The following is a 24293-nucleotide window of genomic DNA, read 5'->3' on the forward strand; positions in this document are numbered from 1 at the left end:
AGCAAAGGCGCCTGGCTTTCAACCTCAAGCTCGGAGCGACGACTCAATTACCGCCAAACATTTTTGCGGCGCGGGCGCGGATTTCTTCGACGCTGAGGTCTTCCTTGTGGGTGGACACGAACCACATGTTGCCGAACGGGTCTTTCAGCGTGCCGCTACGGTCGCCGTAGAACTGGTCTTGCACCGCGTGCAGTTGAGTGGCGCCGGCGGCAATGGCCTGGGCATAGACTTTGTCGCAGTCCTCGACATACAGGTGCAGGCCGACGGCGGGTGCGCTGATGGTCTGGCTGGCCTTGAGGCTGCCTTCCATGTCGCAGGGGTCGGCGAGCATCAGTGAAGAGTCGCCGATCTTCAGTTCGGCATGGCCGACACGACCGTCCGGGCCTTCGAGGCGAAACATCTCGATGGCACCGAAAGCCTTCTTGTAGAACTCGATGGCCTTGGCGGCATCCTTGATACCCAGGTAGGGAGTGATGCTGTGCTGGCCTTCGGGGATGGGTTTGACTGTCATTTTTCTACGCTCCTTCGACGTGGATGCAAGGGGGCTGCTTGTCAACCCAATCGCCGGCAAGCCGGCTCCCACAGGTAGTACCGTGATCCATGTGGGAGCCGGCTTGCCGGCGATGGGCCGCAGCGCGGCCCGCCCAACGTTACCTCTTGCATAGAGTCGTTTTCACGGTCGAAAAATCGACAGCGCAACTAGAACAAATCCCTATAACCGTTATGCCGCCCGCATGTGCCGGCGGCTTTCGGCATTAGAAGATGTAGTCAGTGGTCAGGAAGCTCGACTGCCGGTTGCGAATGATCTCGCTGATCAATTCTTTATTGGCTTCCTGGAATCTGGTCGCCACCAAGGTGCGAATCGAGAACACCCGCAACGCATCGTGCACCGACAAAGTCCCCTCGGCGCTGTTCTTGCGACCATTGAACGGATAAGTGTCCGGCCCGCGCTGGCACTGGGCGTTGATGTTGATACGCCCCACCTGGTTGGCGAAGGTGTCTACCAGGCTGCCAATGGTTGCCGGGTCGTTGCCGAACAGGCTCAGCTGCTGGCCGTAGTCGGAGTCGAGCACATAGTCGATCACGGTCTGCAGGTCGCGATAAGGCACCACCGGCACCAGCGGGCCAAACTGCTCCTCGTGGTAGACGCGCATGCTCGGCGCTACCGGATACAGCAGGGCAGGGTAGAAGAACGAACCGCGGCTGTGCCCGCCACCTTCGTTGACAACCCGTGCGCCCTTGGCAGTGGCGTCGGCCACCAAACCATCGAGATAGTCGACTTTGCCAGGCTCAGGCAGCGGCGTCAGCGCCACGCCCGGCTCCCAGGGCATGCCGGGTTTGAGGGCAGCAAGCTTGCGCTGGAACTTGTCCAGGAAAGCGTCGACCACCTCTTCGTGCACGAACAGGATCTTCAAGGCTGTGCAGCGTTGGCCGTTGAACGACAGGGCGCCGGTGATGGCTTCTTCCACTGCGTTGTCCAGGTCCACCTGGGGCAGCACGATACCGGGGTTCTTGGCGTCCAGCCCCAATGCGGCACGCAGGCGGTAAGGGCGGGGGTGGAGTTTCTTCAGGTCGCTGGCGGCCTTGTGGGTGCCGATGAAGGCGAAGACATCGACATTGCCGCTGGCCATCAAGGCACTGACGGTCTCCCGGCCACGGCCATAGATGACGTTGATGACGCCCGCCGGGAAACTGTCACGGAAGGCTTCGAGCAGCGGGCGAATCAGCAGCACGCCGAACTTGGCCGGCTTGAACACCACCGTGTTGCCCATGATCAGTGCCGGAATCAGCGTGGTGAAGGTTTCGTTGAGCGGGTAGTTGTAAGGGCCCATGCACAGCGCTACACCCAGCGGCGCCCGGCGGATCTGGCCAAGGGTGCCCTGTTCCAGTTCGAAACGGCTGGAGCGGCGGTCGAGGTCCTTGAGGGCGTTGATGGTGTCGACGATGTAGTCGCAGGTGCGGTCGAATTCCTTTTCCGAGTCCTTGAGGTTCTTGCCGATTTCCCACATCAGCAGTTTGACCACCGCCTGACGTTGCTCGCGCATGCGCGCCAGGAAGGTTTCGACGTGCTGGATACGCTCGGCCACGCGCATGGTTGGCCAGGCACCTCGGCCTTTGTCGTAGGCCTGCACCGCGGCATCGAGGGCGGTGAGGGCGGTATCGGCATCCAGCAGCGGGGCACTGCCGAGGATGACCTGGCGTTCGCCGTCGGCCTCTTTGAGCCAGACCGGGCTGCGCACGGTGGCCAGCGGGCCGTCCCAGCGCCTGAGTTCACCATTGACGAGGTAGTCGCGCTGTTCCAGCGGTGCGCCCAGGCGCCATGTTTCAGGGATGTCTTCGGCGGTAGGAAACAGCGATTCGAGCAGACGGTCCATGGGTACTGCACCTCACGTATTTGGCAGGGTGAAACGCTTCAGCAACTGAGCATGCACCCACCAGAAGAAAAACACCAGTCTGGCTCAACATTGCCGGGTTTGCGCCGATATAGGGTCAATCGACTTCCATCAGCGGGCCCATGAGCATTTTCTACCCTTCTTCAGACGAACAGGCCCCAACGTCGCCGGCCACTCGCCGTCATGCGGGCCGTTTATTGCCCATCGGTTTCGCTCTGGTCGGAATCGGCTTGTCCGTACTGCTTGGCCGGATGGATGTACAGCGCGAACACAGCGACCAGATCAGCACCATGACTGCGCAGCTTTCGGGTGTGCGCACAGCGCTGGAGGCGCAACTGCGAGCGGCGTTCGGCGAGACCGAGGGTATTGCGCAGTTGATTGCCGCCGATGGCGATATCAGCCCTGAGCACTTTCGGGGCATGGCCCGTGAAGCCTTGGCGTCGGTGCCTTACATGCGCCATGTGGCGCTGGCCCCAGGCGATGTGATCAGGGACGTCTATCCGCGCAAGGGTAATCAGATGGTATTGGGCCTGGATTTGCGCAGTCTGACTGACCAATACCCGGTGGTGCAGGCGGCCAGGGAGCGGCAACAGCCCGTCCTGGCTGGCCCGTTGCAACTGCGCCAAGGCGGGAGCGCCTTGATCTACCGGCGGCCGGTGTTCGTGGGTGACCACGAAGGCGGCAAACGGTATTGGGGCAACGTGTCGGTGGTGGCCGATGTGGAGCGGCTGCTGGTCTCCGCCGGCTTGCGGCCGGACCTGGACATCGCCATCGCCTTGCGTGGTGTGGATGGCAAAGGCGGTGAAGGGGCGTTGATCTGGGGCGACGCCGGGCTGTTCGAGCGGCCGCTGCTCAGCCTGCCGGTGGAAGTGCCGGGCGGGCACTGGCAACTGGTGGCCGCGCCACTTCAGGGCTGGCCGCTGTTCCCGGGGATACTCGCATCCCCCTTGTTCCTGTTCGCGCTGGGTTGCACCGGGCTGTTCACGCTGTGCATCTCGCAGCTGAGCCGCAAGCAACGGTTGTTGCAGCAGCGCAACTGGGAGCTTCATCAATCCCAGGCCAAGCTGGAGCGCTCAGCCCACTACGACACCATCACCGGGCTGCCCAATCGTGTGCTGTTTCAGCAGCAGTTGACCCATGCCATCGCCCAGGGCAGCGGTCTGGCAGTACTGATGCTCGACATCGACGGTTTCAAGCAGGTCAACGACAGCCTCGGCCACCCCATGGGCGATCTGCTGCTACAGCAGGCCACCGCGCGCTTTCTGCAGGAACTCGACAGTGCCGACCGGGTCTGCCGCCTGGGCGGCGATGAATTCGTGTTCATGCTTCAAGGCAGCCAGGGGCAGGTCAATCAGCAAGTACGTGCGCTGTTGCGTTGCTTGCAGCGGCCTTTCGACCTCAATGGCAATGCCGGCCTGGTGACTGGCAGTATTGGTTTGGCCTGGTGCCCCCAACATGGCGCAGACGCGGACAGCCTGCTGCGTCATGCCGACACCGCCATGTATGCGGCCAAGGAGGGCGGGCGCAATGCCTGGCAGCCTTACCTGCCGGAAATGACCGAGCGCCTGCAACAGCGTCTGGAACTTGAACGCAACCTGCGCCGGGCGTTGCAGAACAATGAGTTCGAGCTTTGGTACCAGCCCAAGCTCGACCTGTTCAGTGGTCGGCTGGAAGGCGTGGAGGCACTGCTGCGTTGGCGCGATCCGGAACACGGCCTGGTCTCGCCTGGAGAGTTCATTCCCCTGGCTGAGCGTACGGGGTTGATCATTCCTTTGGGTGAGCGGGTGTTGGAGCTGGCGTGCGCCCAGTTGGCGGCGTGGCGAGCCAGTGACTGCTTGCCTGGGCCGCTGGCGATCAACGTGGCGGCGCTGCAGATCGAGCGCAGCGACTATGTTTCCACGCTCGCTCTGGCCCTCGAGCGGCATGCACTGCCGCCGAGCCTGCTGGAAGTGGAGATCACCGAAAGCCTGCTGATGGAGAGCCAGCAGCAAGCCTGCGCGGTGCTGGCCCAGTTGCAGGCGATGGGGGTTGCGACGGCGGTGGACGACTTTGGCACCGGCTACTCATCGTTGGCCTATTTACGTGCCTTGCCCATCGACCACCTGAAGATCGACCGTGCGTTCATCAAGGACTTGCCCGAGGACGATGATGCCGTTGCAGTGGCCCGAGCCATCGTCGACCTGGGCCATGCCTTGGGTTATCGCATCACGGCCGAGGGAATCGAAACCCAGGCGCAATACGACTTCCTGCGCAACACCGGTTGTGATCAGGGGCAGGGGTATCTGCTGGGGCGGCCGATGCCGGCTGCCGAACTGCAGCGCTGGTTGCTCCAGCATCCGCAACGCCAGCACTTGTCGGGGGCATGACAGGCGCTGGCCGCAGGCGAAACGATTGCTCTGATGCAGGGCTTGGCGATTACAGGCTGGCCAGGCAGGGCTGGTCGGCGTAGCGTTCCTGGGCCTCGACGTTGCAGTGGTGCTGCGTAAGGTCGAGGGTGCTGATATCGAAGCCTCCCACAACCAATGGCTGCCGCACCGGCGGCTCTACTGCTTGCTCTGCCAACCCTTTGACCATTTTGGCGTGGTTCATAGCAATTTCACTAAGCGTTGACACGTTACATCTCCGGTGACGCCCTTCAGGCGTCGGTGAGCATTAAGGTTGGCCATTGCTGCGTCAGAATGTCGTCTTTCTGGGCGGCGAAAACCGCCTGTGCAAACGACAAGCCAAGCCATTAGGCAAAAGAATAGCAGGGGTGTTGAAGCGACGAGCGGTTTAACGTCAGAGCAACAGGCAATAAGCCGAGGTATTCAAGGAAAGCCCCAATGAAAGAAAATTTGACGCCATAAAATAGAACTCCGTGGTGTCAAAGTGCCGCTTGCAAAGGGGTGGCCTTGCATCTTTAATTATTTCTGAATGTGAGCGCATTATTTTCTAATTAAGTGATGCGTATCAAGCGCTTGAGTGTAAGTTTTGCGGTTTACCTGGATCTTTTTCTGACCTGCCCACAGACAACATCACAGGACGTCGAAGAAGCAATGAAAGAGACCTTGGCAGCGGTGGCTCGCAAACTCATCTCTCCTTCCCTGCGTTTCGAGATCAGAACCGCTTCACACAAGTTACGTGAGCTGTTGGGGCGGGCATGTTTCTGGCGCTGGGAGGTCACCCGGTTCCGACTGGGGCAGGACAGCCCCTATGAGGTGTTGTACATCGGCAGGAAACACCAGCGCGAGCTGGCCCAGGTACTGATCTCCGGCAAGGAGCAGCAGGAGGCGGACGGCGGCCAGGTGGCACCTGTTGCCTCCGGGCATGTGGTCGTGGTGAGCGAAATGCCCACCTCGGGGGCATTGTCGGTGCCTCATTACCTCAGTGCCGTGGTGCCTCTGGGGCGGTCGCTGGAAGACATTACCGCACGCTACGACAGCGAGTTGAGGCGTAGCATTCGCAAGAACCGGCCGCTGTACGGCATGCGTCAGGCCGTTTCCGACGAAGACATCGCCATGGCTGACGCACAGTTGCTTCGTCCTTATGCCACCGCCCGGCAAGGTAGCAGGGCCGTGCAGATTCCCACCGAGGAGGTGTTCCGCCTGGCCAGGGGCTTCGGCCGGCTCGACTTGATCACCCTGGGGGATGAGGTCGTGGCTTGCCACCTGGGCTGTGAAGTCATTCGCGGTGGCAAGCGGTACTGGAGCACGGTGCGCTTCGGTTATTGCGAAGCGGTGTTCGCGGATGCGAAGAAACTGCGGGAAGTGAATTCGATCACCACATTCATGGCGCTTGAATGGGCGCTGGGCAATGGCTTCGACTATTACGACATCGGCATGTGCCTGGCACGGCCCGATGACGGGCTGCTGAAATGGAAGCGGCGACGAGGCGGGGATGTCGACCCCTTCGGCAACCATGCATACCTGTTCGTACGTTTACCTAAAACCGGCATTGCCCGGTTTTTGTGGGATACCCCTCTGTTCGCGGTCGAGGGCAACAAGTTGACACTTCACCTGGGCCTGCCAGACGGGCCGAGCGATGAAGAGTTCGCCAGCCGCTACCGGGAAATGGTGTTTGGCGGCTTGCACAAGATCTACCTCTACGGCGCCAAGACTGCGGCGGAACAGTTTGTTGAACAGCTGCGCAGTCGTTATGCCGACGTTCAGTCCCCGCCCAAGATGGAAAGGGTGTTGTCCAACTGATTAGCGTTAGACAAAGGCATTGATCAACGAATTCTTTGGCTATTAGCCCCGGTACCTTGGGAGCAACCACTATGGGAAGCGATGTATCGCAATTCAGCGCCGCGCCTGCTATCGGTCGAAAAAGATGGACGCTCGCGGCCTACAAGTACATCGCCAGAAAAAGGCTCGCCCGACAGGCAGAAATCGATCTTAAAAGTATTGCCGAGAAAAGTTGGGAGATTGCGCCAAGTGAAACCACTGTGTCGCCGCGCGCATTCTTCCTGCCCAACCAGCTGGAGCGTGTAACCGGTTGGGAGTTCCACCCCTTTGAGCACCCAGCCAGAACGATGGAAGGCGGGTTGACCGTTGAGCAGGGCGCCACCCGAGGCTACCTGATCAAGGATGTATGGTTGATCGACGGCGCTTTGTACAAGGGCAACGCCTGCCACTGGCTGTCCTTGCGGCCTACACATTTTCCGGGGGTGGTCATAGAACATGAGATCGAGCGCGCGGCGGCCTACTGCACGCTGCACGGCAACTCGTGGTTTGGCACCTGGTTGATGGAAGATTGCGTCACCTACCCATTGGCCTGTAACGAGGGGGTGCCGATTACCACGGCGCCGTCTGCCAAATTTCCGTTGTTTACCCAGGCGCCGGCTTACGAAGATTGGCTGGGGATGAAGCCGCTGCGCCTGCGCAACGCGTTCATCCGCGAACTGGTGTTGTTCGACGACCAGAGCAACAACCGCAACAGGCACCAGCGTTATCGCGGCATGGGGGAGAAGTTGCTATCCCATGTGCCGCACGAGCCTCATCCTGGTGTTTTCCTGTTGCGTGGGGGTGACGGTGAATTGCGGCTACTGCGTAACGAACTCGCGGTTGCCGAGCACCTGCACAAGCACCGTGGCTTTCGCATCATCAACCCTTTGAAGACCGATGTGCCGACCATCGTGGCGGCCTGCGCCGGCGCGAAGACGGTGATGGGGGTCGAAGGCAGCCAGTTGGTGCATGGCCTCAATGTGCTGCAGGGTGGGGGCTCGGTGGTGGCGCTACAGCCGCCTAATCGCTTCGTCAGCTACTACAAGTTCATGACCGATCGTGATCACCAGCATTTTGGCTTTGTGGTTGGGACGCCAGAGGGTGATGGGTTCAAGATCGACATCGACGAGGTTGAACGTACGCTGGATTTGCTGCCGTCATAGCACAACGGGTAGTGCAGCAGGTGGCAGCGGTCAGTCTTGTGCTGCCTGTACCGGCCTTATCGCCGCGGTTCGTCGCCACGACAAGCCGGCTCCTACAGGTACTGCAATGATCTTGAGAACGTCGCGGACCATGTGGGAGTCGGCTTGCCGGCGATCACCGGCGAAGCCGGTGCCATGCACCCCATGCCGGCGATAGGAACAGCGTCAAATGTTGGTTGGACGTACAACGATTAGCATTTGGGTTATCGCTGATGAAACACATTGGCCCCTGCAAAAGCCCACCTCACCGAGCCTTTATTCGAGGCATTGAGCCGTGATCATGCGCGCATTCATTGGCAAGTTTCACAATGAAATCAACACTTTCAGCAATGTGGGTATAGCGCGTAAAACCCTGCAGAATTGTGCTGGCAAGTTTTTGACGATGTCGAGGTTGGTCCATTGAATTTTATTATGGTGTCGGATCATTGACGTAATATCATTGTGCCCATAAGCTCCAATCACCAGCTAAGAAAACTTCTTCCTTCCCGTGTTTATCCTCTTTGTCAGGAGGGGATCATGCGCTCGACACTGTTCATTAAGTCTATATTTTTATTGGTACTTTTGAGTGGCGCAGCACGCGCTGCCGACTCTTACATCAGCCAGGCGAACGTAATTCCGCTGGCGACGGCAGGTTGGCTTTTTGCGGTTGCGGTCATCGGCTTCGTCGCGGTCGCCAATAGAAGAAAAGTTTGATTTTTTTATAGGGGAGTCAACGGCTTGGGGTGCCTGTCGGGCATTTGACGCAAGGCCGTTGGCGAAAAGACTCACAGCTTGTCAATTCTCCAGCCATTGCTATATTCCAGTAGCCAGCAACCTGAAGGTTGCCCGGCAGCAGTAAGTGGTTTGTGTCGCAGTCAAAGGCCTTCAGGATGGTCGAGGTCATCGCAGTGGGTGGTTTGACTGCGGCGTGGAGCGAGAAGTTGTCCGTTGTTCTCACACAGTGCTCTTTACATGGCTACTTGCCTGGAGGGATCCCCCATGGTGCGTTCGATGTGTTCTGTGCTCTGCGTGCTGCTGGCAGGGGTCGGTGCCAGCCATGCCGAAGATCGTAACTCCGCTTACCTGTTAAGCCCTGGCGACAAGTTGATGATTTCTGTCTGGCAGGAAGATACCCTGCGCCAGGAAACCACCGTGCTGCCCGATGGCAGTATCACCTTCCCGCTGGCCGGGCGCGTCGATGTCGCAGGCCTCGATGCCACTGCCGTCGCGCAAAAGGTCAAGGTCAAACTCGAACCCTTTCTCGCCGAACCGAATGTCAGCGTCGTGATCACCAGCACTGCTGGCAATCTTGTCTACGTGCAAGGTAAAGTGATCAAGCCTGGCCCGGTTCAAATGGAGGGGCCCACGGCAGTGTTGCAGGCGCTGAGCATGTCAGGCGGCCTGGACAAATTTGCGGACGAAGGTGATATAAAAGTAATTCGCCGCAATGGCGATTCACAAAAAGTACTGCCAGTGCGCTACAAGGATTTGGTGTCTGGGCGCGACATGTCCACCAATTTCCAACTGCAAGCTGGTGACACATTGATCGTTCCTTGATCTTGCCATGTGCAGTAAGGCCCATAATGCCGCTTCTTAGAAACACGGGTGTTGCGACAGCACTCTTGATTTTGCCGTACTCCGGAATGGTTCATGCCGCTATCTGGCACTCTTCGGTCGCCGTGCCGACTACGGTCGAGCACGACAGCAACCCCTTGCTGTTGACGTCTGACGAGAAGGCAGTCACGCGCACGATCATTGCGCCTGACTTTGGGTTGGTTGGCACGTTTGGCCGTGACGAGTTCAGTTTTGGCTTGGGCATGCAGGTGCTGCGCTCATCGGACACGGCCATCATCAAGGACCGTGAAGACCCCAACATCAGCCTGGGCTGGCAGCGCGAGACGGAAGGGGGCCGCTTTGGCCTGAAGGCGAACTACAACGAGAGTTCGACGCTGTCTGCCCTGGTACAGGATACCGGCGTGGTGACCACCGATGGCACGCAGAAGCTGTCGACGGTGTCGGCGAACTGGAGTGACACGATCACCGAACGCAATACGTTGTCCAACGAAACCTCTTACTCCCATGCCCGTTACGACCTCGCGACACTGACCGGTTATGACGAGCTGGCGAACGTGCTGACCTGGACCTACAACTGGAGTGAACGTACCGACCTCTACACCAGCTTCATCGCGAGACGCTATGAGCCGCAGGACGACACGACGTCGTCTGCCATCAACAGCTATACACCGAGGGTGGGCGTGAAGTACCAGCTCTCCGAGCGGTTCACCAGTGATGTGCATGTGGGTGTGAACGAGGTGTCCGGCGATAACGGCGGCCGACGTGGGGAAGGGGGCGTTTCGTTGCGCTACACAGGTGTGCGTACCGACGCGATTTTCAGTGCCGAGCGAAGCACCATGGCCAGTGCATCCGGAGGCTTTACCGAGGTGGACGCACTGCGGGGAACCTTGAGTTATGCCGTCAGCGAACTCACCCGGGTGGGCCTGGACGCCTCCTGGCAAGACGCCAAGGGCAGCACGCCGAACACCTTGCAAGGCTACAGCGCATGGGCAAGCCACGAGCTTTCGCCTTTTTGGGATCTGCGCCTATCGTTGATGTACAAGGAACGTCAGCAAGACAACGTGCCGGATGCAACTGGCACCATCATTGGAATGACCTTGACGTATAGATTACCCGACCTCTGAATTTCAGCGCGGTGGCCTCTATGAAGTCTGAATACGAGCTGTCCCTCAAAGATTACATTTCAATCATCAAGGATCGAGCCCTGCTGTTGGGGGTCAGTATCGTCGTCATTCTTGCGGTAACCGTGGCAGTCGCTGTCACGGTCCCGCCCATCTATCAGTCGACCGGCACCATTCTGGTGGAGTCGCAGCAGATTTCGCCCGACCTGGTGTCGGCGAACAACAACAGCTTCGCCGATGAGCGCATCGAGGTGATTCGCCAGCGGGTGATGACCCGCGAGAACCTGCTGCGGATCATCAACAAGTACAACCTGTTTGCCGACAAGGGCAAGCGCTACACCGAGTCGGACAAAATCGAGCACATGCGCACCGCGATCGTGGTGGCCACGCTCAGCACCTTCGTCAAGGGGCGCGGCGAGGCGACGGTCGCGTTCAATGTGTCCTATGAAGACAAGCGCCCGGATGTGGCCAAGGAAGTGGCCAACGAACTGGTCACGCTGTTTCTCAATGAAAACCTCAAGCAGCGTACCGAGCGGGCCAGCGAGACCACTGAGTTCCTGACCCAGGAAGCGAACAAGCTGGGTTCGGAGCTGGCAAGCCTGGAGAACCAGCTGGCCGACTTCAAGCAGGCCCATTCCAATGCCTTGCCAGAGCATCAAGAGCTGCGCATGAGCATGCTGTCGCGGGCTGAACTCGAATTCAGGGAGGTCGACCGTGACTACAAGGCTGCTCAGGAAGAGCTGCGCTACCTGGAGTTGGAACTGTCCGCGGCGAATGCCGGCCTGACCACCAGGATGGAAACCGGCAGGCCCGCGGCGGAGCAGCCGCAGGACCTGGCCAGCCTCAAGGCGGAGTACGCCAGGCTGCTGGGCAAGTACAAGGACGCCCACCCCGATGTGCAGGCGGTCAAACGCAAGATTCAAGCGCTTGAGTCGACCGGAGGCAACGGCGTTGCGGTGGCGGAATCCAACCTGGATGCCGCCCGCGTACGCACGCGCATCGAGGCGGCCAAGTCGCGCATTGCCTCGTTGGCCGAACAAAAGCGTCAGCTGTCGCAGAAGATGGAAGGTTACGAGAAGGAAATCATTGAAGCGCCTCAAGTCGAGCGCGGCCTGGTGACCTTGATGCGTGACCACGAGAACGCGCGCAAGAAGTATGAAGAGATTCGCGCCAAGGAAATGGGCGCGAAAATTACCGAAAGCCTGGAACAGGAAAACAAGGCGGAGCGTTTCGTACTGCTGGAACCGCCGCTGATGCCAGAGAAACCGGTCAAACCCAACCGCAAGAAAATCGTCGCCCTGGGCGTGGTGTTGGCGCCGGCCGGTGGCGGTGCATTGATCATGTTGCTGGAAATGCTCAATCAGCGTGTACGCGGTGTCGGCGCCCTTGAGAACGTAGTGGGCAAGCGTGTGCTGGTTGCGGTGCCGTTTATCTCCACCCAGGCCGAGCTGGCCCAACGCAGGCGATGGCGAACCCTGGTGATAGTCGCCGGTTTGCTGTTGGTTGCTATCATGTTAGCGATGGTCCATTTGTTCTACATGCCGTTGGACCTACTGCTTTTCAAAGCTATGGCTCGGTTTGAATAGGGAACAGCAGCGATGGACAGAATTACGCCGGCTATTGGAAAAAACCTGCATCAGGTATCGCCCAGCACCTCGGAGACGTCGCAACCTGCGCCAACGACCGACCCTTCTGGAGCGCTCGTACCTTTCGACTACATACAAACTACTGTGGTGCCATTGCGGCCAGAGCACCTGGAGCGCCATCGTATCGTGGCGTACAACAAGAACTCGAACATGAGCTGGGCGTTCGACCTGTTGCGCACCCAGGTGCTGCAGGCCATGGAAGAAAACGGTTGGCGCACGCTGGCCATCACCTCGCCGACGCCAGAGGCGGGCAAGACGGTACTGGCGATCAACCTGGCCATGAGTATTGCCCACCACACCACCAAGACGGCACTGCTGGTGGACTTCGACCTGCGTCGCCCCAGGGTCGGCGCCAGCCTGGGGTTGCCGATGGGCAAGGCCATGAACGAGTTGCTGGCCGGCAAGGCCGAACTGGGAGAGGTCCTGGTCAACCCGACGCTTCCACGTTTCGTGGTATTGCCGACCCGTGAGCCCGTTCCGCTGTCGACCGAGGTGCTGTCTTCGCCCAAGGTGACCGGGCTGATCGGCGACCTGCGCGACCGTTACGACTCACGTATCTGCATCTTCGACCTGCCACCGTTGTTGAGCTCGGACGACGCCATCACCTTGATGCCCAAGTTCGATTGCGTGCTGTTGGTGGTAGCCAACGGTCAGAACAGCAAGAAAGAGATCGAGGACTGCCTGTACCACCTGGGCAACGCCAACCTGATCGGGGCAGTGTTGAACAAGGCTGAACCGCAGAAGCACTCCTACTATTGAAGGCTGCGCAATACCCCTGGCACTCCTCAGTGCCAGGGGTATTGCTGTTCCCAATTCCAGGCGTGGGACACGATTTGCTCGAGCGCGGTGAATTGCGGTTTCCAACCCAGGATAGATTCTGCCTTGCCAGCGTCGGCGACCAGGGTCGGTGGGTCACCGGCTCGACGAGGTGCGTGATTGACGTTGATTTCACGGCCGGTTACCGCGCGGACGGTGTCGATCACCTGCTGGACCGAAAACCCCTGGCCGTTCCCCAGATTGAACACCGTGCTGGTGCCACCTTTGAGCAGGTAATCCACGGCCAGCGCGTGCGCCGAGGCCAGGTCGTTGACGTGGATGTAATCGCGGATGCACGTGCCATCGGGGGTGTCATAGTCTTGACCGAACACGGTAATGGCATCGCGTCGCCCTGAAGCGGCCTGCAGAATCAGTGGAATCAGGTGGGTTTCCGGTTCATGGCATTCGCCCAATTGCCCGCCGGGGTCTGCGCCGGCTGCGTTGAAGTAACGCAGGCATACCGACTTCAATCCATAGGCCCGGTCGAAGTCTTCGAGAATCTGTTCCACCATCCATTTGCTGCGCCCGTAAGGGTTGATCGGCGCCTTGGGGTGCTTCTCGTCGATGGGCGTGTATTGTGGGTCGCCATAGACAGCGGCGGTGGAAGAGAAGATCAGGTGCTTGATGTTGGCCCCTACCATCGCGTGCAGCAGCGTCAGAGTCGCCGCCACGTTGTTCTGGTAGTACTTGGCCGGGTCAGTGACGGACTCGCCCACCTGGATGTGGGAGGCGAAGTGGAAAACGGCATCGAAGTGGTATTCGCAGAACAGGGCCTCGAGGGCGTGCTTGTCCGCAACGTCCAGCCCCGCCCATTTGATATCGGGGCGGGTTTTCACGATATCCGCCACCACCACTTCATGACCTGCGTCCGCCAAGTGCTTGACCATGTGCGAACCGATGTAGCCTGCGCCTCCGACAACCAAGTACTTCATCCAATCCTCCTGGAACAGATTCAGTGTTGAGTGCCTGCCAATACAGGTCTTATCAGAGCGTAGAAGGCCAAATGGGCTATTTCAAGAACAGCCAGTTGGTCATGTTGCGGCCATCGAAGGTGAGGGTGTAGCGGCCGTTTTCGTAGGTGGCCGGGAGCGATTTTTCATCCCCGGTAGCGCTGCGGCCGAAGGCCTTCAGGCCTTTCGGCGCCTTGATTCGCAGTGTGCCTTCGAGGGGTTCGACATAGAACGGCGTCTTGTCTTCATCCTTGGGAACGGCCCTTGAACCCAATGAAACCAGAAGGCTGCGCGACTTATCGAGCGGTTGCCCGTCCAGGCTTTGCACGACCACACTGGCATAAGGGGTTTTCAGCTGCAGCTGGATATTCGCCAGGCTGATCGAGCGCTCCCCAAGCCAGCCACTTGCGGCCTGGGTCATGGGCGTGTCGATGGTATAGACGCCTTGCTGCCAGTTACGGCGGATTTCGCCGGTGTCCGTCGTGGCCTCGGTGGCATTGACGTCGAGCAGCGACTGGTCAGGGTCGCGCAGCACCTGGGCATCGGGTGGTATGACGCTGGGTTTGAGCCATGGCAACTGCGGCGTCTGCGGCATGGCGATCTGCAGCATGCCTTTTTCCATGGCGGTACGCAGCAGCACGGAACTGCTGGGTGTGATCGAGCGGTTGAACAAGGTGTCGGTTGAAGGGGCGAAGACGTAACGTGTCTGCGCCGGGCGGACATCGCCGCGCCGATAGAGCAAGGCCGCCGCGGGGAGGGTGGCGATCAAGCCGGGGTCGGTGTAGGCATGCCAGTTTCCAGCCGATTGCCTGCGGTCTGAGAACCCTTCCTGGCTGTAGGCGTATTGCATCAGTGCATCCCAGCCCTGATGGCTGGCAGTGCCTGCGACATACAAGGGCAGCGAGTGCCGATCGGGCAGCGGGAAGGGTTCGTTGTTCCACTCGGTGACCGTCAGTGGCATGCCCACCACCTGGCCTGCTGCGAGCCAGTTCACCAGCCCGTCGCTGATCAGCGGGTTTTTCTCCAGTTGCCCGAGGCCACCGTAGCCGTGGACGTCTATCACATCGCCTGTGGTCAGTGCCGGCAGCGAGCTCAAACCATTGCCGCCCCAAGTGCTGGTGGTGGCGATGGGCACCTTCACGCCAATCTTGCGCAAGTGCTCGATCATGTCGGCGTCGAAGCGCTGTTCCAGGTCGTTGAGAAACAGTTTGGCAGGCCCATGCTCCCAGGAGCGCCAGGTGGCGTTCTCAGGCAAATCGTGGCGACGGGCGAAAGCCTTGGCCTCGTCCATGTAGAGTTTGCTGTGTTTGGGTACATCTTTGTCTGGCAACAGCGCGTTGCCGTAGTGGTGGGTGATGTCATTCTCGTTGGTGATCAGCACCGCAGCGATGGCGGGGTCGTCCTTGTAGGCCAGTTGGGTGTAGCGATTGACATGGGTAAGGTACTGTTCGGCGAACTGCTTCATCCGCTGCTGGATGGTCACGTTGACATAGGCGTAGCCTTTGATCTCCGCTCGCCCGTATTGCTTGGGCAACTCGTCGAAGCCGTAGATGCCGTCGCTGGACATGAACGAGCGCTGCACATGCAGGTCGAGCCAGACGTAGATGCCTTCGTCCTTCAGGCTTTTGATCCACAGGTCAATCTTTCTCAGTGACTCGGCATTGAGCTGTTGGGTGTCCTTGATCTCCCTGCCATCGCCGAAGATGTTGGGGAGCACCCAGAGCGAGTCGTGGTGGTGCAGGCGCACGAGGTTGAAGCCCAGTGCCGAGAGGCGCTTGGCCTGCAGCTTGATGTCCTGGTCCGATGTGTCGAACAGGGCGGAGGCCGAGAGGTTGGTGCCCCAGAAGCGCACGGGCGTTTTGTCGGCAAACATCAGGCGCTCGCCGTCGGCCTTGACGAAGCCGCGTTTGCCTGCGGGTTTTTCTGGCGCATTGAGAAATGACAGGTCGACTGGCGATGTTTTCCAGTCCAGCTGGTCTTGCGGCCAGCGTTTGGGGTCGACCAGGCCAAAGCGTTCGGATTGCGTCTGACCGATCTCGACATCGCCTGTGACGCTGAGTGTCGCCTTGATCTGTTGGCGGCCTGGGGTGATCTGGTCGTCATAGAAGAAAGCGCGCACTTCGTCGGCGTTGCCTCGCTCCAAGTACACCTTGGCCAGTGGCGGCTCGAAGCGCATCTCGACCCGGCGCGTACCTTCTTTGCCCCAGGCCCAGCCACGATTGCCGGCAAGCAGTTGCGGTGCGCCCATTTCACCGGTGAACAGCGATGAGTCGAAATTGAACACCATGCCGCCACCCATGACATTGTTCTGCTTGCTCAGGGTCTGCAGGTCGAACGTCCAGGTCAGAGATTGCGTGGTGTCCTTGCGAATGTCGGCGCTCAGCTTGAAGTTCAGGTCCTGGTTTTCGCCCGCGAGGGTGTACTGCTGAGGGGCATTGATTTTGAAGGTCGGGTAATAGCCCGTCCAGGCCCACTTCTGGGCGAAGAAACTGAACTTGGCGATCATCGCCGGGCTGCCGCCACGGATGATGGTGGGCAGGCCATTGCGCTCTTCGATACTGACCACCCAATCCGATGCCCAGGATGCCGCCGGCAGCAGCACCAAGCCAATGAGTGCCGTCGCCCGTATGAAGGGCTGCAATACGCGTTGTGTCATGGACCTTACCTGGGTTGGAGGCGGGTATTCGCCAATTCGGTGGCCTGCTCTCGGCGAAGCCTGCGTACCATCTGGATATAGGCCACACCCAGCCCGCCCACGGACCAGTACACCACCGGAATCACCGTGATGCTGCTGACGGTGAAGATGATCACCAGGATCCCCACCAACGTGGCCAGCAGCGATCGCCCGAGCAAGCGTTGTTCATCGTCCTTGTCGGGGAACGCGCGCAAAGACTTGCGGATACCCACCAGGATGACCGCGAAGAACGCGACGAACAGTGAAAGCCCGACCAGGCCCAGGCGCAGCGCCAGGCTGAGGTAGGTGTTCACGATGTCGATGATGCCTTGGCCCTGGATCATCGACTGCATCTCGGGGGTGCTGCGAAAATCGAACGAGCCAAACCAGGGGTTGCGTTGAATGACGATCAACGAGTTGTCGATCAGTCGCTGGCGGTAGGTGATGTTCTCGGTTTCGATGTTGCCGATGAATGGCAGCAGATTGAGCACCTTTTCCCCGCCCGGTACCACGCTGAGCAGTGGCACGCACAGCACGCCGGCAAGGCCGAGCAGGATGAAGCGCCGGACCGCGCCCCTGCCGGTGGCGATGAAGGCTGCGATGATCACCCCGGCACCGATCCAGGGCCCGCGCGACAGGGGGGCAAACAGGCCCGCGGCCAGGAGCAGGGCGCCCAGGTAGCGGTGGATGGGTTTGCGTACATAGGCTTGCACGAACAAGAACAAGCCGATCGCCACGCTGATCACGTAGCCCAGTGCGATGGCCTGCCCGGTGGTGGCGCTGGCACGTAGCGAGCCGCCGCGGCTCAGGTAGTTGCCCGAACTCCACGGTACGCCCATGGCGCCGGACAGTGCGTTGTACAGCAACCAATGCCGCGCGTACTCGGCCACGCCGATGATCGCCAACAGGAACGAGGCCAGTACGAAGGCCAGCAGCGCATCCTTGAAGTCCTCAAGGTCCCTCAACGTGCGGCTGGCGACGTAGTAGGGCAGGAACATGTCCACGTACAAATTGAATGTCTGGCGCAACGTGTCGGTCACGGTAGTCTCGCGCAGCGTCAGCGCGCACATCAGCACCATGCTGGCGGCCAGCAGCTTGTCGGGCCAATTGCGGCCGAAAGCCTGGGTATCGCTTTGCTTGCTCAGTGCCCATGCCGCTGGCAGCAGTACGCAGAGGGTGAGTAGGCGCACGTGGGAGAGGTCAACCAGGAAATTGACCACGCCAAACCCAGGAACGGGCACCTCAACCGGCGGAATCAGAAACAGCAGCATGAAGAACAATGCCATCGGGTTGCGTTCGCGCCGCTGGGCAATACTCAGAATCACCGCGCCCGCCAGGAGGTATAGCCAGAAATTATGGGAGAAAAACGCCAGCAACGTCAGGCCGAACCACAAGTTACGGCGGCGTTTGAAGTCCCGGTCGGGGATAAGGTCTGTCGCAGGCCGGCGCGCAAGCGTGAAAACCACGCACGCCAGAAACAGAATGACGATCAAGGCACGGAGATGTTCAGGCATTGGCTATGGGCACCTATCCCTTGGTGGAGGTCGGCTAGCATCATGGCTGATTGAAACTATAGTGAACTGTAGCGCTATCGGTTGGAGATTTGAGCCATGCTGGTGATTGTTCCGCTGGCATTGGCGAACCTGCGGTAAACCGGTCAGGGCCCGGCATAGAAACGGGCACCGAGGCAGGATTCGCGCATTCAACGGCTGGGATGCCTTCGATAACACTTGGCATAAGGTCCGGGGATCATGGGCAAGCTTACGTTTTGTGGGCCACTGTGGGGCCGCAGGGGATTTTTGCGTGGTTGCGTCCTGTTGGGTGTTGGGGGCGCACTGTTCGGCGTTTCGTCGCGGGTTGCGCACAAGCCCGTGGTCAAGCCTGAAACTGAATTTGTCGTTATCAATGGATGGGTGTTGCCATCTCAGTACTTTCGGGACGGGCAAGCATGATCAAGGACTATCAGACGCAAAAAGAACTGCGTAAAGCCTATGATTTCTGCATTGTCGGCGCAGGCCCGGCCGGCATCACCCTGGGCTTGCGTCTGGCGAAAGCCGGCTGGCATGTGGCGCTGATCGAGGGCGGTGGGCGGGAACACTCGGAGCGCTCGCACTCGCTCTACACCTGTACATCCACGGGCCTTGAGTTGTACCCGGCGGAAACGCGCTTGCGCTTTCTGGGCGGCACTTCCAATCACTGGGCGGGCCGTTGCCGACCGTTTACCCCCTCCGACTTCGCTGTAGCACCACCTGGTGACCTGCCTGGATGGCCCATTCCCTATGCGGAGGTGGAGCGCTATCTGCCCGCAGCCATGGACATCGTCGACCTGCCTAAAGGCGAAGATTTTCACCCGCTGAATGCGAGCCTGGGGGGTGGGGATTTCGATGCGGATGCATTTTTGCTCAGCCCGCCGACTCGTTTTGCCCAGAAGTATGCAACGGAGCTGGAAGAGACCGACGGTCTGGACGTGTTCATCAATTGCAACTGTGTCGATCTGGAGTTCGACAGTGCGTCGGGCAGTGTGACGGCAGCAGTGGTGTCCGACTACGATCTTCACCGCGAGCGGCTGGTGGCTAAAAATTACGTGTTGGCCACGGGTGCTATCGAAAACGCCAGGCAATTGCTTAACAGCAAGTCGCTGCAGGAGGCGGGTATCGCCAACAAGGAAGGCTTGGTCGGGCGTTGCTTCATGGAACACCTGAATGTCGACCTCGGCACCTTCATATTGAAGAGTGGGCTCAACACCAAAGGTCGTCAGTATTACACCACCGACGCCTTTGTCGCGGAGTATCGCGCCGGTAAAGGCAACGTTTCAGCCACGGTGGTCGATGAGGTGCAGGCTTATGGCCGCACCGCCGAAGTGAAGAGTTTTCTTGAAACCCTCACGTGCGATTGGGGGATCGCCGACAAGGTCCAGTGGATCTCAAAGTTCAGTTGCCCAGGTGACGGCGTCATCGGGACGATGATCGAGCAATTCCCCAATGTTCAGAGCCGTATTTCGCTATTGGATGAAAAGGACGCGCTGGGTGTTGCCAAGGTCAATGTCAATTGGGTGGTGAGCCCTGAAGACCGGCACACCATCAAGTGCATCGGTAGCGAGTTGGCCAAGCAGTTCGCCGAAGCGCAACTGGGCTTTATCAAACTCAACGAATACGTCTATGACACCTCCGTGCCCCTGAAAATGGGGCCACACGCCCATCACATGGGCACTACACGCATGGCTGCATCGGCGCAGTTCGGTGTCGTGGATAGCGACTGCAAGGTGTTCGACACCGAAAACCTGTATATGGCGGGAAGCAGTATCTTCGCCACCGGCGGCGCTTCGAACCCGACCATGCCTCTGTTGCAGTTCGCCCTGAGGCTGGTGGACCACCTCAATGACAAGATGCGTACGGCGGGCCGTACGCTGGTTTGAAGAAAGGAGTGAGCGGCAGGTTTGACACGGCAACTACAGCGCGGTTGATAACGGGTTGAGTGCGAGGCGGTCAGTACCAACAACAACGAGACCGAAGTCGCCTCAGGGACAGTCCATGATCGCATTACGTGCGAGGCCAGCAAATGATCGGATGGATACGCAGCGCTTTGAAGCATTACGCACTTTCAACAGGACGTGGCGGCAAACTCTACAAGAAGCTTTGCCACCCCACTGCGAAGGATTGGGGGGAATACCTGACGCGTTGGGGCAACTTCCACTCGGTGGGGGGTAATCTGCATGTGAACGTCGGTTGCAATGTGACCGACCCGGTGCTTGTGCGATTGGGTACCAACGTGGGGTTGTCGGACTGTACGCTGCTTGGGCATGACGGTGTCGCGGTCCTTATCAATGTCTGCTATGGCAAACAGCTGGACTCGGTGGGCTTCATCGATATTCGCGACAACTGTTTCATAGGCCATGGTGTGATCGTGATGCCACGGGTCACCATCGGGCCCGATTCGATTGTCGCAGCGGGTGCCGTGGTCACCAAGGACGTGCCGCCGGGTACGGTGGTGGGGGGGAACCCGGCGAAAGTCCTGTGCACGACCGAAGAGCTGATTCAGCGGGTCGAGGCGCGTTGTGCGACCTACCCTTGGGCTGACCTGATCAAACAACGTAGCAGTGGTTACGATCCGGTCATGGAGCCCAAGCTGGCCGCCATGCGGCGTGAGTATTTCTTCGGAGACGGCAGCAATGGATAGCAAGCCCGTCGATGTGATGGTGGTGAACTTCAATACGGCATCGTTGCTGCAACCGATGTTCGATGCCTTGCGCAAGGCCAGGGGCGAGCAGCTGGCAAGTTACCTGGTGGTGGACAACGCCTCGGTCGACAATTCGGTGGAGCGCATGGCTCAGGTGTGCCCGGAGGCGTTGCTGCTGAGCAACACAAAGAACGTTGGCTTCGGGCGCGCCAACAATCAGTTGCTCGAACACTTGCAGGGCAAGTACGCGTTACTGCTCAACACCGACGCGTTCGTGGCCAGCGATACCCTGGACAAGACCCTCGAGTACATGGAAACCCACCCCGAGTGCGGTGTGCTAGGCGTGCGCCTGGTGGGGCGTGACGGCGACCTGCAGCCTTGCTGCCGTTATTTCCCGACCCCATTGAACATCTTTGTGTCCCGCACTGGGTTGGACCGGTTTTTCCCGGGCCTGAAGATGGTCGACGAAATGAGCTGGGACCATGGCACGGTGCGCGAGTGCGACTGGTTGCCAGGTTGCTTCTACCTGGTGCGACGTGAGGTGCTCGACCAGGTCGGGTTGTTCGACCCGCGCTACTTCCTTTATTACGAAGAGGTGGACCACTGCAAGCGGGTCAAGGAGGCAGGCTGGAAAGTGGTTTACTACCCGCACACCACCGTCGTGCACATCGGTGGTGAAAGCTCAAAGTCGGTTGCCGAACTGGAGGCGGCCAGCCGGCAGATCTCAACCTACCAGATCGAAAGCGAACTCTTGTACTTTCGTAAGCACCACGGCGTCACGGGGTTGATCCTGCACATGCTGCTGGTAAGCCTGGGCGATGCTGTGCTGGCACTGAAGGCGTTGTTGAAGGGGCGTGGCTGGGCAGCCATCAAGGCGTGCTGGCTGCATACCCGAGCCACCTGGTCGCTGTTGTTCGCAACCCGGTTCGCAAGCCAACCCACACGGTAGGTGAAGCCATGTTCGAGAACATTCGCGCCGACCTGCGGGCGCACGGAGGGGACTGGGGCGCCCAGGGTTTCTGGGCTTTGCTGGTCTATCGATTTGGCCGTTGGCGCTACGGAGTGCGCCCGGCCATTCTGCGTAAGCTCTGCTCGATCGTGTACAAGGTGCTGTTCAAACTGGTGCAGATCCTCACTGGTATCGAACTGCCCTGCGAAGTGGTGATCGGCCGTAACTTCGTCATCGATCATTTTGGCGGCATCGTCATCAGCGGCTACGCCCGCTTCGGTGATGACTGCCGGATCCGCAACGGGGTAGTGGTGGGCTTGAAAAATGTCGAAGAACCCATTGCCCCAGTGTTCGGCAACAACGTCGATATCGGCACCGGAGCCAAGGTGCTGGGCAATATCCGCATCGGTAACAACGTGCTCATCGGCGCCAATGCCGTGGTGCTGACCGACGTGCCGGACAACTGTTCGGCCGTGGGCGTACCGGCGACCATCAAGGCGAGAAAGCCCGTCGAAGCCAAAGCGTGTTCCTGAGGTAGCCGAGAGGCCCGCGAGTGCAGGGCGTGTTCCGTTCAAGGCAGATGAGTGAGGCCCAGGGTGACAGGCATCGGAGTCGTGGTAATCGGTCGTAACGAAGGGCTGCGCCTGGAGCGCTGCCTGGCCTCCGTGGTCGGCCGCGCGGACAAGGTGGTGTATGTCGACTCGGGATCCACCGACGGTTCCGTGCAGCGTGCCTTGGCCCATGGCGTCGAGGTGGTAGAGCTGGACATGACCATCCCGTTCACTGCGGCGCGTGCGCGCAACGAGGGTTTTGCCCGTCTGCACGGGGTGTTGCCAGCGCTGCGTTTCGTGCAGTTCGTGGACGGCGATTGTGAAGTGGTCGCCGGCTGGCTCGAGCAGGCCCAGGCGTTTCTACAGACGCACCCGGAAGTGGCGGTGGTGTGTGGCCGGCGCCGCGAGCGTTACCCGCGGCATTCGATCTACAACCTGTTGTGCGACCTGGAATGGGACACGCCCGTTGGGGAAACCAAGGCCTGCGGCGGTGACGCGCTGATACGCGCCGAAGCGTTCCTGGCGGTGTCCGGGTTCCTGGCCGACCTGATCGCCGGAGAAGAGCCTGAGATGTGCGTGCGTTTGCGTGCGGGCGGCTGGAAGGTCTGGCGACTTGACGCTGAAATGACCCTGCACGACGCCGCCATGACCCGCTTCAGCCAATGGTGGCGGCGCAGCATGCGGGCGGGCTATGCCTTTGCGCAGGGGGCGTACCTGCACGGTGAAACGCCCGAGCGGCATTGGCGACAGGAGTCGCGGCGGGCCTGGTTCTGGGGGTTGGGACTGCCGCTGACTTGCGTGCTTGCCAGCCTGTTGCTGGGTAGCGTCGGGCTGTTGCCACTGTTGATCTACCCACTGCAGACATTGCGCCTGGCACGCCGTGGTGGCCGGTCGCGACGTGAGAACTGGCTGCAGGCGGTGTTTCTTGTGCTTGGAAAGTTTCCGGAGATGGTGGGGCAGGCGAAGTTTCTATTGAACAGGTTCGGCGCCGGCAAGGCGGCGTTGATCGAGTACAAGTGAGAAACCCATGACATATCAGTCGATAGTGAAAAGCGTGCTCACACTGCAGCCCGGTTACTCGCTACGGGCACTGAACAACAAACTCAAGCTGGGGGTTCTGATCGTCAAGCAGAGGGCAGACCTCAAAGCCTTCATGGCGCGCATGTCCGCTGCACTAGGGCCCAAGGGCTTCAAGGCGCTGGGTTTTGACAGTATCGGCGTGGTGCAGTGGCCCTACATCAGCAAGACCTGGGAAGCGCCGCAGCGACTGGATGCGGTGGCGTCTCACTATGAAGTGGTCGCTGACCGATTCCCACGCCTGTTGCTGCTCGGGCGTGAAGAGCATCAGGTGCTGTGCGACCTGTCGGGTTACTCCAGCCAGTGCACGCTGGTGCTGGATCGGCCGATCTGGTTCAGGCGCGAAGGGGAACTGGTGCTCAATCTGTTTCAGGGTGACCTGCGCGTGGCATCGCTGGCGTTCAGCCTGGGCGGCACCGAGGATGAAACCTTTGTATTGATCGGCGCCGTACAGGGGATTCACAAAGGCATCGACAGCGAACGGTCGTTGAGCATCTACAGGGACCTGACCAAGGATTTCGAAGGACTACGCCCGCGAAGCTTTCTGATCGAAATCATCAAGTGCCTGGCCAGGACCATCGGTGCCGCCCGCATCTACGCGGTTGGTGACCAGTACCGGCACCATCGCCATCGCTATTTCGGTGCCGAGAAGGCCGATGACCTGGCAGCCAACTACGACACCATCTGGCTGGAGAACGGCGCATCACCTTCGGAACGCCAGGACTTCTTCAGCCTTCCCCTGGAAGCAGCAAGACGCTCGGCAGACGACATCGCCCCGAAAAAACGGGCGATGTACCGCAGGCGCCACGCCATGCTGGACGACGTGTTCGCCCACATCGAAGGCATGTTCCCCGCTCACCCAACACCTGGACCAAAACCAAAACAACAGGGACAGGAAACGCTGCACAACTTGACGACATCGGGGGACAGGCCAGTGGCCAACAGTCTGGATTGAAAGGGCTGGAGCGACTGAGCAAGCCTG

The 24293-nt window shown here is 59.7% G+C and carries 21 protein-coding genes; 15 read left to right on the forward strand and 6 right to left on the reverse strand.

Annotated features, from left to right (window positions below; all coding sequences use genetic code 11):
- Positions 1-43 precede the first annotated feature (43 nt).
- Both PspTeo4_RS06980 and PspTeo4_RS06985 read right to left on the reverse strand, forming a co-directional pair.
- The gene (locus tag PspTeo4_RS06980) at positions 44-511 is read right to left on the reverse strand and encodes a VOC family protein (RefSeq protein ID WP_322362974.1); all 468 of its coding nucleotides are present in this window, start codon (positions 509-511) and stop codon (positions 44-46) included.
- A gap of 244 nt (positions 512-755) precedes the next feature.
- Positions 756-2375 (reverse strand): NADP-dependent glyceraldehyde-3-phosphate dehydrogenase, encoded by a 1620-nt coding sequence (locus tag PspTeo4_RS06985; protein WP_322362975.1) that lies wholly within the window; start codon positions 2373-2375, stop codon positions 756-758.
- Positions 2376-2515: 140 nt separating this feature from the next.
- On the opposite strand from PspTeo4_RS06985, the gene PspTeo4_RS06990 reads away from it, so the two are divergent.
- Entirely contained in the window at positions 2516-4759 is a 2244-nt protein-coding gene (locus PspTeo4_RS06990) for a putative bifunctional diguanylate cyclase/phosphodiesterase (RefSeq protein ID WP_322362976.1), read from the forward strand.
- 49 nt (positions 4760-4808) lie between these two features.
- Here PspTeo4_RS06990 and PspTeo4_RS06995 read toward each other — a convergent pair whose 3' ends face one another.
- Positions 4809-4982: a hypothetical protein gene (locus PspTeo4_RS06995; RefSeq protein ID WP_322362977.1), complete on the reverse strand. Its 174-nt coding sequence runs from the start codon at positions 4980-4982 to the stop codon at positions 4809-4811.
- 446 nt (positions 4983-5428) lie between these two features.
- Here PspTeo4_RS06995 and PspTeo4_RS07000 point away from each other — a divergent pair, with 446 nt between their 5' ends.
- The 7 genes from PspTeo4_RS07000 (at position 5429) to PspTeo4_RS07030 (ending at position 12877) form a co-directional block, all read left to right on the forward strand.
- Positions 5429-6577, forward strand: coding sequence for a hypothetical protein (locus PspTeo4_RS07000; protein ID WP_322362978.1), 1149 nt, complete (start codon positions 5429-5431; stop codon positions 6575-6577).
- 71 nt (positions 6578-6648) lie between these two features.
- Entirely contained in the window at positions 6649-7758 is a 1110-nt protein-coding gene (locus tag PspTeo4_RS07005) for a glycosyltransferase family 61 protein (protein ID WP_322362979.1), read from the forward strand.
- A 555-nt stretch (positions 7759-8313) separates the two neighbouring features.
- Positions 8314-8490 (forward strand): EPS-associated small membrane protein EppA, encoded by a 177-nt coding sequence (eppA, locus tag PspTeo4_RS07010; protein ID WP_322362980.1) that lies wholly within the window; start codon positions 8314-8316, stop codon positions 8488-8490.
- Between the two features lie 285 nt (positions 8491-8775).
- Positions 8776-9333: a polysaccharide biosynthesis/export family protein gene (locus PspTeo4_RS07015; RefSeq protein WP_322362981.1), complete on the forward strand. Its 558-nt coding sequence runs from the start codon at positions 8776-8778 to the stop codon at positions 9331-9333.
- A 26-nt stretch (positions 9334-9359) separates the two neighbouring features.
- Positions 9360-10475, forward strand: coding sequence for a hypothetical protein (locus PspTeo4_RS07020; protein ID WP_322362982.1), 1116 nt, complete (start codon positions 9360-9362; stop codon positions 10473-10475).
- A 20-nt stretch (positions 10476-10495) separates the two neighbouring features.
- Complete coding sequence (locus PspTeo4_RS07025; protein WP_322362983.1) at positions 10496-12058, forward strand: GumC family protein; 1563 nt, start codon at positions 10496-10498, stop codon at positions 12056-12058.
- A 12-nt stretch (positions 12059-12070) separates the two neighbouring features.
- Positions 12071-12877 carry a CpsD/CapB family tyrosine-protein kinase gene (locus PspTeo4_RS07030; protein WP_322362984.1) on the forward strand — a complete coding sequence of 269 codons (807 nt, stop codon included), beginning with the start codon at positions 12071-12073 and terminating at the stop codon, positions 12875-12877.
- Positions 12878-12903: 26 nt separating this feature from the next.
- Here the strand turns inward: PspTeo4_RS07030 and galE are convergent, their stop codons facing one another.
- The 3 genes from galE to PspTeo4_RS07045 all read right to left on the reverse strand — a co-directional run bounded on the left by galE (position 12904) and on the right by PspTeo4_RS07045 (position 18072).
- On the reverse strand, positions 12904-13866 hold the full coding sequence (galE, locus tag PspTeo4_RS07035; RefSeq protein ID WP_322362985.1) for a UDP-glucose 4-epimerase GalE: 963 nt from the start codon (positions 13864-13866) through the stop codon (positions 12904-12906).
- A 76-nt stretch (positions 13867-13942) separates the two neighbouring features.
- Positions 13943-16540: a cellulase family glycosylhydrolase gene (locus PspTeo4_RS07040; RefSeq protein ID WP_322362986.1), complete on the reverse strand. Its 2598-nt coding sequence runs from the start codon at positions 16538-16540 to the stop codon at positions 13943-13945.
- 5 nt (positions 16541-16545) lie between these two features.
- Positions 16546-18072, reverse strand: a complete 1527-nt coding sequence (locus tag PspTeo4_RS07045) for an O-antigen ligase family protein (RefSeq protein ID WP_322362987.1) — start codon at positions 18070-18072, stop codon at positions 16546-16548.
- 237 nt (positions 18073-18309) lie between these two features.
- Here PspTeo4_RS07045 and PspTeo4_RS07050 point away from each other — a divergent pair, with 237 nt between their 5' ends.
- From PspTeo4_RS07050 to PspTeo4_RS07080, 7 genes are all read left to right on the forward strand, one after another.
- Positions 18310-18510 carry a twin-arginine translocation signal domain-containing protein gene (locus tag PspTeo4_RS07050; RefSeq protein ID WP_322362988.1) on the forward strand — a complete coding sequence of 67 codons (201 nt, stop codon included), beginning with the start codon at positions 18310-18312 and terminating at the stop codon, positions 18508-18510.
- Complete coding sequence (locus tag PspTeo4_RS07055) at positions 18507-19973, forward strand: GMC family oxidoreductase (protein ID WP_322362989.1); 1467 nt, start codon at positions 18507-18509, stop codon at positions 19971-19973. Before PspTeo4_RS07050 ends, PspTeo4_RS07055 begins: the two co-directional genes overlap by 4 nt.
- Before the next feature lie 143 nt (positions 19974-20116).
- On the forward strand, positions 20117-20734 hold the full coding sequence (locus PspTeo4_RS07060; protein ID WP_322362990.1) for an acyltransferase: 618 nt from the start codon (positions 20117-20119) through the stop codon (positions 20732-20734).
- Positions 20727-21683, forward strand: a complete 957-nt coding sequence (locus PspTeo4_RS07065; RefSeq protein WP_322362991.1) for a glycosyltransferase family 2 protein — start codon at positions 20727-20729, stop codon at positions 21681-21683. The genes PspTeo4_RS07060 and PspTeo4_RS07065 overlap by 8 nt, the downstream gene beginning before the upstream one ends.
- Positions 21684-21691: 8 nt before the next feature.
- Positions 21692-22216, forward strand: coding sequence for a serine acetyltransferase (locus PspTeo4_RS07070; RefSeq protein WP_322362992.1), 525 nt, complete (start codon positions 21692-21694; stop codon positions 22214-22216).
- Between the two features lie 63 nt (positions 22217-22279).
- Positions 22280-23254 carry a glycosyltransferase family A protein gene (locus tag PspTeo4_RS07075; protein WP_322362993.1) on the forward strand — a complete coding sequence of 325 codons (975 nt, stop codon included), beginning with the start codon at positions 22280-22282 and terminating at the stop codon, positions 23252-23254.
- A gap of 7 nt (positions 23255-23261) precedes the next feature.
- Positions 23262-24266, forward strand: a complete 1005-nt coding sequence (locus PspTeo4_RS07080; protein WP_322362994.1) for a DUF535 family protein — start codon at positions 23262-23264, stop codon at positions 24264-24266.
- The last annotated feature ends 27 nt before the right edge of the window (positions 24267-24293 follow it).

The organism is Pseudomonas sp. Teo4 (genome assembly GCF_034387475.1).
In the GTDB taxonomy this organism is placed as follows: Bacteria; Pseudomonadota; Gammaproteobacteria; order Pseudomonadales; family Pseudomonadaceae; genus Aquipseudomonas.